The sequence below is a fragment of the Massilia eburnea genome (genome assembly GCF_050709955.1).
Classification (GTDB): Bacteria; Pseudomonadota; Gammaproteobacteria; order Burkholderiales; family Burkholderiaceae_D; genus Rugamonas; species Rugamonas eburnea_A.
Genome location: NZ_JBNZFX010000020.1, coordinates 13,332 through 26,107, shown reverse-complemented (window position 1 = coordinate 26,107; position 12,776 = coordinate 13,332). Strand labels below are relative to the sequence as shown.

Here is a 12,776-nt window from a genome sequence, read left to right as displayed (position 1 = left end):
CAACATGAGCCGCGTCGCAGCCCGCCTTGCCCGCCTGACCCAATGGGCCGGTCCTTACGCTACCCTGGTGCAGATGGTGCTTGCCGGGCTGGCGATCCTGTCGGTTTCCCGTCTTTGCCTGGCGGCCTGGCAATGGGAGCGCGTCAGCGCCACTGGCATCCTGGGCGAAATGCTGGTGCAGGGCGTGCGCGCCGACCTGATCCTGCTCGGCTACCTGCTGGCGCTGCCGCTGTTGCTGGCGCCGTTCCTGGCGCAGCGCTACTCGGCGCGCGCGTGGAAGCTGTTCAGCATCAGCTGGGCCAGCCTGGGGCTGCTGTTCATCATCTTCATGGAACTGTCCACGCCGCAGTTCATCATGCAATACGATTTCAGGCCGAACCGCCTGTTCATCGAATACCTGTCCTATCCGAAGGAAGTCGCCGCCACGCTGTGGAACGGCTTCCGCCTTGCCGTCATTCTCGGCATCAGCGGCACCGTCCTGCTGAGCGTGCTGGTGTTCCGCCTGCTGAAGTCGGCCTCCGCCGGCACGGCGATGTGGTCGCCCAAGCTGGTGCTGCTGACCTGGCCGCTGCTGGTGCTGCTGGTGGGCTTCCAGATCCGTTCCACCACGGAGCACCGTCCGGCCAATCCGGCGACCTTTGCACTGACCGGCGACGCCATGGTGAACTCGCTGATCATCAACTCGCCGTGGTCGGTGATCGACGCGATGGCATCGATGCGCAAGGAAGCCAATTCCTCCGAGATCTACGGCAAATTCCCGCGCGAAAAAGTGTTCCCGGCGGTGACCGCTGCCCCGTGGCTGCGCGACTACCAGTTCCCGCAAGCGGAGCTGCCTACCCTGCATGCGCAGCAAGCCGCAATCCAGCGCGACAAGCCGCTCAACCTGGTGATCGTGCTGGAAGAAAGCCTGGGCGCCACTTTCGTGCAATCGCTGGGGGGCTTGCCCGTCACGCCGGAACTGGAAAAGCTGAAGAACGAGGGCTGGTGGTTCGAGCAACTGTATGCCACCGGCACCCGTTCGGTGCGCGGCATCGAGGCTGTGGTGGCGGGCTATGCGCCGACCCCGGCGCGCAGCGTCGTCAAGCTCTCGCTGGCGCAGCAGAACTTCTACACGCTTGCGCTGGGCCTGGGCAAGCAGGGCTACCACACCGAGTTCGTGTATGGCGGCGAAGCGCACTTCGACAATATGCGTAGCTTCTTCACCGGCAACGGCTTCCAGAACGTGGTCGACCGCGACGATATGAAGCCGAAATTTGTCGGCAGCTGGGGCGCATCCGATGAAGACCTGTTCGACAAATCGCTGGAACGCCTCAAGCAGCTGCATGCGCAGAAAAAGCCGTTCTTCAGCCTGATCTTCAGTTCCTCCAACCATGAACCATTTGAATTCCCGGATGGGAAGATCGAACTGCACGATCCGGCCAAGCAGACGGTGAACAACGCCGTCAAGTACGCCGATTACGCGCTGGGCAAATTCATCGCCGAGGCCAAGAAGCAGGACTATTGGAAGGACACGGTGTTCCTGATCGTGGCCGACCACGACAACCGGGTGTACGGCAACAGCCTGATGCCGATCAAGAAGTTCCATATCCCGGGCCTGATCCTGGGTGCGGACGTGGCGCCGAAGCGCATCACGACCCTGGCCAGCCAGATCGACCTGGGCCCGACCCTGCTGTCGATGATCGGCATTTCAAGCAGCCACCCGATGATCGGGCGCGACTTCGTCAAGGACAGCACCACCCCGGGCCGCGCGATCATGCAGTTCGACAATTACTTCACCTGGCTCGAAGGCGATACCGCGACCATCCTGCGCCCGAGCCAGGAACCGCTGATCGGCCGCTACGACTTCGCCAAAGGCGAGTTGCAGCTGACCGACACCAAGCCGACCGAAGCACAGGTCGAACAGGCCATGGCGCATGTGATCGCCCCTTCGCTGATGTACCGCGAACAGCGCTACCGCTTGAGCAAGTAATTCTTCAGTGGGAAATGAGGAGCGCCCGGGACCGGGCGCTCCAGGACGCTCAGGCGGTAACGCTTTGGGTCCAGGCCAGGGCCGACAGGTGGGCCTTGTTGACATCCTCCGGCGACAGCGAGAGCGAATCGGCCAGCGAGCTGACCAGGTTCGAGTTCAGCTCGCAGGCTTCCGCCAGCGCCAAGAACGGGCCGTATTTGCCGCCGCGCGTCAGCAGCGCCTTCACCACCTCGTCGCTCAACTGGATCTCTTGCAGCACATCCTTCATCGGGATGCCCAGCAGGCGGTCCAGCAGCGAGAACATGCCGGCCACGAAGATATTCTCCGCATCAGCCTTGCCCAGCGCCTTCTGGCCCAGCAATTCGGCCAGGCGGCCGCGCACCACGGCGGTTTCCAGCAGCACCGGCGAGAAGCCGGAGGTGGAAGCGGTCGCCAGCAGCAGGGTCAGCCAACGATACATCGGCTGGTAGCCAAGCAGCTGGATCGCCTGCTTCAGCGACTGCACTTCGCGGCCGGCACCGAAACCGGCCGAATTGATATATTTCAGCAGCTTGTACGACAGGGCCGCATCGCGCTTCAGCACGCTTTCCAGTTGGGCCACGTCGGCGTTGGCATTCACCATCTGCATCAACTGCAAGATGATGGTCTGCGACGGATTCAAGCCCTGCCCTTCGCTGCCCGGGCGCGGCGTCAGGTGCAGCTTGCCGACAAAGGCATCCAGCCCGAGGGCCGCGCAGGCATCGAAATCGGACCAGGTGCTGACCGGCCGGCCCACCATGCGGATATTGGAAGTCTTCAGCAGGGAATAGGCGCGCGCTTGGGCGGCCACATCGGCGCCGGTAAAGCGTACTTCGACGTACGAGCAAATGGTGCCCAGCCGGCTGCCCACGCGCGCCAGGTCGGCTTCGCGCAGCAGGATGCCGACACCGCCGGCCCGCAGGCCCTGCACCGCCGCCAGCGTGGTCGGATTGGCCAATTCGGACGTCTTCAGCGACAGCACGGTGTGCTCGGGCGGCAGGTCGAACATCGAATCGGTCGACAGCATGCCGGGCACGGCTTGCAGGAACAGGGTTTTCTGCTTCAGCAGCCAGCCGTGTTCGGGGTGGTTCACCTGGCTGGCGACGAAGCCGACCAGGCCTTCGAGCTCTTCCAGGGTGGGGACATGGGCAGCAGCTTCCTGCAGCCATGTAAGTTCGTAGCCGACCACGCGCTGCTCGGGATCGAGCAGGGGTTCACGAACCAGGAAATGTGTCTGATGCATACGTGGTCTTATGCTTGACTCAGGAGGGAACGGCAGCGGCCAGGGCCGCCGCCGCCAATTACTTGCAAAGCCGGGATCAAGCGCCGAGCTTTTCGAAAATCTTGTTCAGCTTTTCATCCAGGGTGGCGGCGGTGAACGGTTTCACCACATAGCCGTTGGCGCCAGCTTGTGCCGCCGCGATGATGTTTTCCTTTTTGGCCTCGGCGGTCACCATCAGCACCGGCAGTTTGGCCAATGCCGGGTCGGCACGGATGTTCTGCAGCATGGTCAGGCCATCCATATTCGGCATATTCCAGTCGGACACCACGAAGTCGAATTGCTCCGCGCGCAGTTTTGCCAGCGCCATCACGCCGTCTTCTGCCTCGTCCACGTTGGCATAACCCAGTTCTTTCAAGAGATTTCGAACGATGCGGCGCATCGTCGAGAAATCGTCAACAACCAAAAATTTCATCTTTGGATCAGCCATGAATTGCTCCGTTGTTTCTACTTACGCGGTTATTAATTGAAGTGGTGTTACCAGCAAGTTGTAGGATAGCATTTTCGTTGCTCCAAGGCGAACTTACAATCCCAAAACTGCCATTCCCGTGTCAAACGCGCAATGCACGCGAGCCATGCTGGGCAAGATAACCCAATACCATGCCAGGCAGCGCCTGCAAGGCCCCGACTTCATGCGTTGCACCAACGGCAATCGCTTCGCGGGGCATGCCGAACACCACGCAGCTCGCTTCATCCTGCGCGAAATTATACGCCCCGGCGTTCTTCATCTCCAGCATGCCAGCGGCACCGTCCTTGCCCATCCCGGTCAGGATCACGCCAACCGCGTTTTTACCCGCATTCTGGGCCGCGGAACGGAACAGCACATCGACCGACGGGCGGTGGCGGTTGACCGGCTCGCCCTGGTCGAGCTTGGTCATGTAATTGGCGCCGGAACGGGTCAGCAGCAGGTGCGAGTGGCCGGGGGCGATATAGGCGTGGCCCGGCAGCACACGCTCGTTGCCCTGCGATTCCATCACCGAGATCTTGCACAGCGAATCGAGGCGCTTGGCGAACGATTTGGTGAAGCCCTCCGGCATGTGCTGGGTGATCAGGATGCCCGGGCAGTCCGATGGCATCTGCATCAGGAATTCGCGGATGGCTTCCGTGCCGCCGGTGGAGGCGCCGACAATGATCAATTTTTCCGAAGACATCAGTGGGTTCCGTAATTGCGGCAGCTGCACGCCTGCTTCGCCGGCGCTGCCGGCCGCAGGCAGCGTGCGCGCCCGCACCCGGGCCTTGGCGGCGGCCCGGATCTTGTCGGAGATCAGGTCGGCGTATTCGCGCATGCCGGACTGGATCGAAATCTTGGGCTTGGTGACGAAGTCCACCGCACCCAGTTCCAGCGCGCGCAGCGTGATTTCGGAACCGCGCTCGGTCAGCGAGGACACCATCACCACCGGCATCGGGCGCAGGCGCATCAGGCGCTCGAGGAAATCGAGGCCGTCCATCTTCGGCATTTCGACGTCCAGCGTCAGCACGTCCGGGTTGGTCTGCTTGATCAGGTCGCGCGCCACCAGCGGATCGGGCGCCACGCCCACCACTTCCATGTCCGGCTGGCTCTTGATGATCTCGCTCATCACGCTGCGGATCAGCGCGGAGTCGTCGCAAATCAGGACTTTGATCTTGTTCATTGTGTACACCTGGTTTTATTCAGAACAGCTCGACCTCGCCCGCCACCGGCTTGGCCTTGAGGCGGTTGGCGTAGTCGTTTTCACGCTGCGCCAGGGTGTCGTTATGGGTTTGCATCAGTTTCTTGACCAGCACCTTGCCGGTCTTGGGGAAGAAATACACCTTGCGCGGGTAGATGTCGCAAAGGTCTTCGGCCACGATCCGGATCTTCTCGTTTTTCAGGAAGCTTTGCACGAAGGCGGCATTGCGTTCGCCAACGTTGATTGCGGTGAAGCCTTTCAGCACGGCGCCGCCGCCAAACACCTTGGCTTCCAGGTTATCGCGCCGCGCGCCCGCTTTCAGCAGGTCGTTGATCAGCACTTCCATCGCATAGGTGCCATAGCGCGCCGACGCCGACACCGGGCTGCCCTGGTCGGCGCCGCCATCTGGCAGCATGAAATGGTTCATGCCGCCCAGGCCCGTCAGCCGGTCGCGGATGCAGGCCGACACGCAGGAGCCCAGCACCGTCACGATCAGCATGTCCTTCTGGGTGTAGTAGTACTCGCCCGGCAGGATCTTGGCCGCGTCGCAGTCGAAGGTCCGGTCGTAATAGACATTGGTCGCGAATTGTTCTTTATCCATGTCATGCCCTCTTGCGCTCATCGAGCTCGTAGACAGTCTTACCGCGCAACTTCAAAGCGTCCGACACGTAAAGGAAGTTTTCGGAGTGGCCGGCAAACAGCAGGGCATCCGGTTTCATCAGGGGCACAAAGCGCGACAGGATCTTGCGCTGGGTCGCCTTGTCGAAGTAAATCATCACATTGCGGCAGAAAATCACGTCGAAACCGGGACGGATATCCCACTTCTCATCCAGCAAATTGAGCTGGCGGTAGGTGATCAGCGAGCGCAGTTCCTGGCGCACGCGCGCCATGCCTTCGTTGCCGCCGCGCCCTTTCAGGAAGAAGCGGCGCTGCTGCTCGGGCGACAGCTTGTCGATCCGTTCCATCGGGTAGACGCCGTTGGCGGCGGTGGCCAGCACATTGGTGTCGATGTCGGTGGCCAGGATGTGCACCGGCGGCGTCAGCGTATTGAACGCTTCGCAGCAGGTGATGGCGATCGAATACGGTTCCTCGCCGGTGGAACTGGCGGAACACCAGATATTGATGGTCTCCCCGCGCCTGGCCTTGACGTGCTCGGCCAGCAGCGGGAAGTGGTGCGATTCGCGGAAGAACGAAGTCAGGTTGGTGGTCAGCGCGTTGGTAAAGGCTTCCCACTCGCCGTTGCCCAGGCGCCCTGCTTCCAGGTCGTCCAGGTAGCGCACGAAACTGTTGATGCCGGTGGCGCGCAAGCGTCGCGCCAGGCGGCTATACACCATCTCCTGTTTGGAGTCGGCCAGCGCAATGCCGGCCCGCTTGTAGATTATTGCGCGGACCCTCTCAAAATCCTTGCCGTTGAAGTCGAACTCTTTCACGGTCTCTTTGGTCAGCGCCATTTTTATAGCTCTCCGCGGTTACATGGACTTTAAAACTCTTCCCAGTCGTCGCCCGATGGGGCGGCAGCCGCAAGCTTCTTCTTCGGTCCCTGCGCGGCCGGGGCGGCCGGCACCACCGCCGTGCTGCGCGCCGGTGCCGCCGGTGCCGCCGGCTTGGCCTTGCGCGGCGGCGCCGCGCGCTTGGCGAATTCGTCGCCGGCCAGCTTGAAGATCGATACCGCCTGCGCCAAATTGTTGGCCTGGTCCTGCATCGATTCTGCGGCGGCGGCGGCTTCCTCCACCAGCGCGGCATTTTGCTGCGTCATTTCGTCCATCTGGCCGATGGCGGCGTTGACTTCCTCGATGCCGTGGCTCTGTTCCAGCGTGGCGGCGGTGATTTCGCCCATGATGTCGGCCACCTGCTTGATCGAGGTCACGATCAGGCCCATGGTCTGGCCGGCTTCATCGACCAGGCGCCCGCCCGCATCGACCTTGTCGACCGAGTCGTCGATCAGGGCCTTGATTTCCTTGGCTGCCGCAGCAGAGCGCTGCGCCAGGTTGCGCACTTCGGACGCCACCACGGCGAAGCCGCGGCCCTGTTCGCCGGCACGCGCCGCTTCCACGGCCGCATTCAGCGCCAGGATATTGGTCTGGAAGGCGATGCCGTCGATCACGCCGATGATGTCCACGATCTTGGTCGACGATTGCTTGATCGAGCCCATGGTATCGACCACTTGCGATACTACGTGGCCGCCCTTCTCCGCCACCGACGATGCCGATACCGCAAGCTGGTTGGCCTGGCGCGCGTTGTCGGCATTCTGCTTCACCGTGGAAGTCAGGTTTTCCATCGACGATGCGGTTTCCTCCAGCGAAGAAGCCTGCGATTCGGTGCGGGCCGACAGGTCGGCATTGCCGGTTGCGATTTCCTGCGAGGCGGTGGTGATGGTGTCGGTCGAGGCGCGCACCTGGCCGACAGTCTTGACCAGGCTGTCGTTCATGTCTTTCAGCGCTTGCAGCAGTTCCGATGTCTCGTCCTTGCCTTCCACCGTCACCTGCGAAGTCAGTTCGCCCGCAGCCACTTTCTGCGCCACTTCCACCGCGCCCGACAGCGGACGGGTAATCGATTTGGTGATCACCAGCGCGAACAGGATGCCGACGCCGACTGCCACCGCCGCCAGCACCACCATCCACAGGGTCAGGTTACGGTCGGCCTTGTTCGAGCTTTCCTTGAAATCGGCCACCGCCGCCTGCTGCAGTTCCACCAGCTTGTTCAGCGCAGTCAGGGTCTGCTGCTGCAGCGGGTCGATGCGGCCGGCGATGACTTTGGCCGCGCCTTCGGCGTTGAAGGCCATGATCTGGCCCATGGCTTCCTTGAAGGCCGCGTCGACGTCGGTCTGCAAGGCGGAGATGTCGTTCACCACCTTTTTCTCGGCGTCGTTCAGGCCCAGGCTTTGCAGCTTGGCGCGCGCCGCATCGTAGCGGGCGCGGTTGGCCTTGACCTTCTCTTCTTCCTTCTGCATCAGGCTGACGTCCGACTGCAGGCCGATATTGCGCATGGCGATGCCGGTTTCCAGCATCGCGCTCTTCATCGACTGCGCCTGCAGTTCCTTGGCGCCGGAGACGTCCAGGCCGGTCATCAGGGCCGCCTTGTTGCGGTAGTTCAGCACATTGGTCAGCAACACGGTGCCCACCAGGATCAGCAAAATGATCCCGAAACCGAAACCAAGCCGTGTCCCTATCTTGTATTCGCGCACATTCATTTTGTTCTCTCCCCTCGTATCCTGATGGATCTGTATTTTTTATGTCTTACGCTGCGAGTTTTTCGCTCAAGCCCATTTCCGGGCTGGACATCAGGCGCTGGATATCCACCAGGATCAGCATGCGCTCATCGATCGTGCCGAGGCCGATCATGTACTCCGAGCTGAAAGCGGTGCCCAGGTCGGGCGCCGCCTTGATCTGCTCCGCCGTCAGCGAGGTCACGTCCGACACCGAATCGACCACCATGCCTACCACGCGGCCGTTGATATTGAGGATGATGACCACGGTGAACTGGTCGTACACCGGTTCGCCCAGCTTGAATTTGATGCGCATGTCCACCACCGGAATGATGATGCCGCGCAGGTTGATCACGCCCTTGATGAATTCGGGCGCATTGGCGATGCGGGTCACCGCTTCGTAGCCGCGGATTTCCTGCACTTTCAGGATATCGATGCCGTATTCTTCGGAGCCCAGCTTGAAAGCCAGGAACTCCTGGACGGCTGTGCCGGCGCTTGTCGCCTCGCTCATGGTTCTTCCTTCACAAAGTTTGATTCGTCAACCAGCTGGCGCGACGAGCGCACCAGCGCCGTCACGTCCAGGATCAGCGACACGCCGCCGTCGCCGAGGATGGTGGCCCCGGAAATTCCGGTCACCTTGCGGTAATTCGATTCCAGGTTCTTGACCACCACCTGCTGCTGGCCCACCAGTTCGTCGACGAACAGGCAGGCTTTCTTGCCTTCGGTTTCCACGATCACCAGAATGCCCTGGCATGGATCGGTGAAGCGCGGTGCGATATCGAAAATCTGGTATAGCGGGATCAGCGGCAGGAATTCGCCGCGCACCTTGATGACCCGGCCCTTGCCGCTGATTTCCTTCACGTCTTCCGGCGCCGGCTGCAGCGATTCGAGCACGAAGCCAAGCGGCAGGATGTACACCTCTTCGCCGGTCTGGATCAGCATGCCGTCCAGGATGGCCAGCGTCAGCGGCAGGGAAATCGAGATCGTGGTGCCAAAGCCTTTGGCGGAACGGATGTCGACCGTGCCGCCCATGGCGGTAATGTTGCGTTTCACCACGTCCATGCCGACCCCGCGGCCGGACACATCGGTGACTTGCTCGGCGGTCGAAAAGCCCGGCGCGAAGATCAGCTGCCACACCTCGGCGTCCGTCATATTATCGGACAGCGGCAAGCCGTTCTGGCGCGCTTTTGCCAGGATCCTGTCGCGGTTCAAGCCGCCGCCATCGTCCGATACTTCGATGATGATGCTGCCGCCCTGGTGCGAGGCGGACAGGAACAGGCGTCCGGTTTCTGACTTGCCGGCCGCCTTGCGCACGTCCGGCATCTCGATACCGTGGTCGATCGAGTTGCGCACCAGGTGGGTCAGCGGATCGACGATGCGTTCGATCAGGCCCTTGTCCAGTTCGGTGGCGGCGCCGCTGGTGACGAATTCGACCTTCTTGCCAAGCTTGGTGGCCAGGTCGCGCACCATGCGCGGGAAGCGCGAGAACACAAAGTCCATCGGCATCATGCGGATCGACATCACCGATTCCTGCAGGTCGCGCGTGTTGCGCGTGAGCTGGGAAATGCCGCTCATCAGCTTCTCGTGCAGCACCGGGTCGAGGCTGCCGGCGCGCTGCTCGATCATCGCTTGCGTGATCACCAGTTCGCCCACCAGGTTGATCAGCTGGTCGACTTTTTCCACCGACACGCGGATCGAGGACGATTCGCCTCCGGCCGGCGCATGGGCCTGTTTTTCCGCTTCCTTGCGGGCGGCTTTCTTTTCCAGTTCTTCGCTCGGCTTCGCCGCTTCCGCCGGCGCATCCTGGATGCCGGCCTGGGCGCGGATCACTTCCAGCGGCTGGAAGAAGCCATAACCGCGCGCATCTTCGGTGGCAGCGCCGGCATTGCTGCGGATTTCGTCGAGCGGCTGGAAGAAGCCGTAGCCTTCGCCATCCGCCGCGGGGGCGGCGGCGCCAGCCCCAGCACCTGCACCAGGCAGGGGGTCGAAGAAGCCATAGCCCTGCTGCGCTTCCTTGCGTTCGCGCTCGGCGTTCTCACGGGCGGCCTGGGTCGGGCTCAGGGCCGGCTGTTCGCTGACCGTCATCTGGTCGGCATCGATCACGAAGGAGCAGATCGCCACGATATCGTCCAGCGATTCGAGCGTGGTGACGATCATGGCGTGGCGCTCGGCGTCCAGCGGCACCAGTTCCACGTGGCCCATCAGGCCAAGTTCGGCCGCCAGCGCCTCCACTTCACGGTGCACCATGGGCGGCAGTTCCAGGCGGTAGCGCTTGCCGCCGCGGTGGTCCACCGACTGCGCTTCGGGCGTGCTGAAGCCCGACGCCACCGGCGCCATCGCTTCGATGTGCACGTCCTGCGCCAGCTCCTGCAGCATCATGCGCACGTCGCCCACCGCTTCCTGGTCGACCGCGCTGCCCAGGCGGTGCCCGTCCAGCTGCATCTTCAGGATGTCCTTGGCGGCCAGGAAGGCGTCGACGTGGGTCGCGGTCAATGCCATCTCGCCCTTGCGGATGCGGTCCAGCAGCGTCTCCAGCACGTGCGTGACTTCGGTCATGTCGGTCACGCCGAACGTCGACGCGCCGCCCTTCACCGAGTGTGCGGTCCGGAAAATCGCGTTCAAGTCTTCTTCACTGGGCGACTCGATGTCGACGCCCAGCAGCAGACGCTCCATTTCAGCCAGCAGTTCTTCCGCTTCATCGAAGAAGACCTGGTAGAACTGGCTAATATCGATGGTCATGCCACACCCCTTTATTAGCCGATGACCTTCTTCACTACCTCAATCAAGCGTTGCGGGTCGAAAGGCTTGACCAGCCAGCCATTCGCGCCGGCGGCGCGGCCCTTGGCCTTCATCTCGTCGGACGATTCGGTGGTCAGCATCAGGATCGGGACCTTGGCGTAGGACGGTTGCTCACGCAGCAGCTTGATCAGTTGCAGGCCATCCATGCGCGGCATGTTCTGGTCGGTCAGCACCAGGTCCACGGTTTGCAGCTTGGCCTTTTCCAGGCCATCCTGTCCGTCGACTGCTTCCACCACCTGGTAGCCGGCTGCCTTCAGGCTGAAAGCCACCATCTGGCGCAGCGAGGAGGAGTCGTCGACTGCAAGAATTGTTTTAGCCATCTTTTTTTCTCACTTAGTAAAATTTTTAGTGTGTATTCAGAACAGTTCGATGTCGCCGCTTTCCAGGTGCTTCTGGCTGACCGCCTTGCGCAGCACGCTGCGCAGTTCCAGGCTCTGGATTGCCAGCGCCATGCTGACCTTGCTAAGCAGGTCCACGATCTCGTCGCTGCCCGATTCCGGCACCACTTCGGCGCCGTGCGCACCCAGCGTGCCGAGGAATTCCCGCAAGCCGGTGACGCGCTTCAGGGTGCGGTCGATCAGCTGGCTGGTCATGTCCTGGAACTGCATGCTGGTAATGGCGGCATTGACATAGCCGCTTACCTGTTCGTTCATTTCCTTCAGGCGTGCCTTGTCTTCGGCCGACGGGTCACCGCCTTGCAGCAGCAGCTCGATGGTGGCCTGCTGCGCGCTCACCGCTTCATGGATCGCCATGAAGTTGCGGGTCAGCTTGTCGATCGCCTCCTCCAGCAGCAGATTGGTCTGCAGCAGGTCGGTCTCGACTTCCGTCAGGTGGCGCCGGCCATGATCCGACACGCCGGACAGCAGCCGTTTCACATGGGAGCCAAGGATCTTCTTTCTTGTCATAAAGTCTCTATTTCTTCCCTGCCGGCGCAGCCGGTGCCGCTGACGCCGCGGCTTGCGTAGCTTCCGTATCGAGGCCCACTTGCAATTTGCCGCCGTCACGCAGCACATTTTCCTCGGTCCGCTTGTTCATCACAATGATGCTGATGCGGCGATTGATCGGGTTGAAAGGATCGGCACGATCCAGGTGGGCGGCGCTGGCCAGGCCCACCACGCGCAAGATCTTATTGTCGGCCAGTCCGCCATGCAGCAGCGCGCGGCGCGAAGCATTGGCGCGGTCGGCCGACAGTTCCCAGTTACTGTACCCGGTTTCGGTGAAGTACGGCGTGGAGTCGGTGTGGCCGGACAGGCCGATCTTGTTCGGCACGTCGTTCAGGGCCGGCGCAATGGCTTCCAGGATTTCGCCGGCATACGGTTGCAAGTCGGCCTTGCCGGCATTGAACATGGGGCGGTTTTGCAGGTCGACGATCTGGATGCGCAAGCCTTCGCTGGTAAAGTCCAGCAATAATTGCTCTTTGAACTTCTTGAGGTCGGCATTGGTATCGATGGTCATTTCGATCCGGGCGCGCAAGGCTTGCAGGCGCGACTTCTCTTCCGCCTCGAGCGCCTTCTTGGCGGCGTCGAGGTTGTAGGATTTCGACTGCGCCGGATCGTCCGTCATCTTGACCTGGCCGGTACGGCGCGACAAGTCCGAGCCCCCGCCCTGGATCACCGAAGAACTGTCGCCGCTGCCGGAGCCGCCTTGCATGGCGACTTTCAGCGGCGTCTTGAAGTATTCGGAAATACCGTTCAGGTCGCCCTTGGTGGTCGAGCCGAGCAGCCACATCAGCAGGAAGAACGCCATCATCGCCGTCACGAAGTCGGCGTAAGCGATCTTCCAGGCGCCGCCGTGATGGCCGCCTCCGCCTTTCTTGATCTTCTTGACGACAATGGGCCGCAGGCCTTCTTCAGCCAT

At 61.9% G+C, this 12,776-nt stretch carries 12 protein-coding genes; 1 reads left to right on the top strand and 11 read right to left on the bottom strand.

All coding sequences use genetic code 11. The features are described 5' to 3' along the window. Nucleotides 1-4: 4 nt before the first annotated feature. Complete coding sequence (locus ACQ4MM_RS11045) at nucleotides 5-1,969, top strand: LTA synthase family protein (protein ID WP_431477412.1); 1,965 nt, start codon at nucleotides 5-7, stop codon at nucleotides 1,967-1,969. Between the two features lie 49 nt (nucleotides 1,970-2,018). Here ACQ4MM_RS11045 and ACQ4MM_RS11040 read toward each other — a convergent pair whose 3' ends face one another. The 11 genes from ACQ4MM_RS11040 to motB form a co-directional block, all read right to left on the bottom strand. Next, complete coding sequence (locus ACQ4MM_RS11040) at nucleotides 2,019-3,230, bottom strand: EAL and HDOD domain-containing protein (protein WP_431477411.1); 1,212 nt, start codon at nucleotides 3,228-3,230, stop codon at nucleotides 2,019-2,021. A gap of 76 nt (nucleotides 3,231-3,306) precedes the next feature. Next, the gene (cheY, locus tag ACQ4MM_RS11035; RefSeq protein WP_028104141.1) at nucleotides 3,307-3,696 is read right to left on the bottom strand and encodes a chemotaxis response regulator CheY; all 390 of its coding nucleotides are present in this window, start codon (nucleotides 3,694-3,696) and stop codon (nucleotides 3,307-3,309) included. 121 nt (nucleotides 3,697-3,817) lie between these two features. Then, on the bottom strand, nucleotides 3,818-4,897 hold the full coding sequence (locus tag ACQ4MM_RS11030) for a protein-glutamate methylesterase/protein-glutamine glutaminase (protein WP_431477410.1): 1,080 nt from the start codon (nucleotides 4,895-4,897) through the stop codon (nucleotides 3,818-3,820). 19 nt (nucleotides 4,898-4,916) lie between these two features. Further along, on the bottom strand, nucleotides 4,917-5,537 hold the full coding sequence (cheD, locus tag ACQ4MM_RS11025) for a chemoreceptor glutamine deamidase CheD (protein ID WP_431477409.1): 621 nt from the start codon (nucleotides 5,535-5,537) through the stop codon (nucleotides 4,917-4,919). Continuing rightward, nucleotides 5,518-6,366 (bottom strand): CheR family methyltransferase, encoded by an 849-nt coding sequence (locus ACQ4MM_RS11020; protein WP_431477408.1) that lies wholly within the window; start codon nucleotides 6,364-6,366, stop codon nucleotides 5,518-5,520. The genes cheD and ACQ4MM_RS11020 overlap by 20 nt, the downstream gene beginning before the upstream one ends. Before the next feature lie 29 nt (nucleotides 6,367-6,395). Next, nucleotides 6,396-8,105 (bottom strand): methyl-accepting chemotaxis protein, encoded by a 1,710-nt coding sequence (locus ACQ4MM_RS11015; RefSeq protein ID WP_431477407.1) that lies wholly within the window; start codon nucleotides 8,103-8,105, stop codon nucleotides 6,396-6,398. A gap of 46 nt (nucleotides 8,106-8,151) precedes the next feature. Continuing rightward, nucleotides 8,152-8,631 carry a chemotaxis protein CheW gene (locus ACQ4MM_RS11010; RefSeq protein ID WP_431477406.1) on the bottom strand — a complete coding sequence of 160 codons (480 nt, stop codon included), beginning with the start codon at nucleotides 8,629-8,631 and terminating at the stop codon, nucleotides 8,152-8,154. After that, nucleotides 8,628-10,859, bottom strand: coding sequence for a chemotaxis protein CheA (gene cheA / locus ACQ4MM_RS11005; RefSeq protein WP_431477405.1), 2,232 nt, complete (start codon nucleotides 10,857-10,859; stop codon nucleotides 8,628-8,630). Before cheA ends, ACQ4MM_RS11010 begins: the two co-directional genes overlap by 4 nt. A gap of 14 nt (nucleotides 10,860-10,873) precedes the next feature. Next, entirely contained in the window at nucleotides 10,874-11,239 is a 366-nt protein-coding gene (locus tag ACQ4MM_RS11000; RefSeq protein WP_055936079.1) for a response regulator, read from the bottom strand. Between the two features lie 36 nt (nucleotides 11,240-11,275). Then, nucleotides 11,276-11,824 (bottom strand): chemotaxis protein, encoded by a 549-nt coding sequence (locus ACQ4MM_RS10995; protein ID WP_130311381.1) that lies wholly within the window; start codon nucleotides 11,822-11,824, stop codon nucleotides 11,276-11,278. A gap of 7 nt (nucleotides 11,825-11,831) precedes the next feature. Further along, on the bottom strand, nucleotides 11,832-12,776 hold the full coding sequence (gene motB / locus ACQ4MM_RS10990) for a flagellar motor protein MotB (protein ID WP_431477404.1): 945 nt from the start codon (nucleotides 12,774-12,776) through the stop codon (nucleotides 11,832-11,834).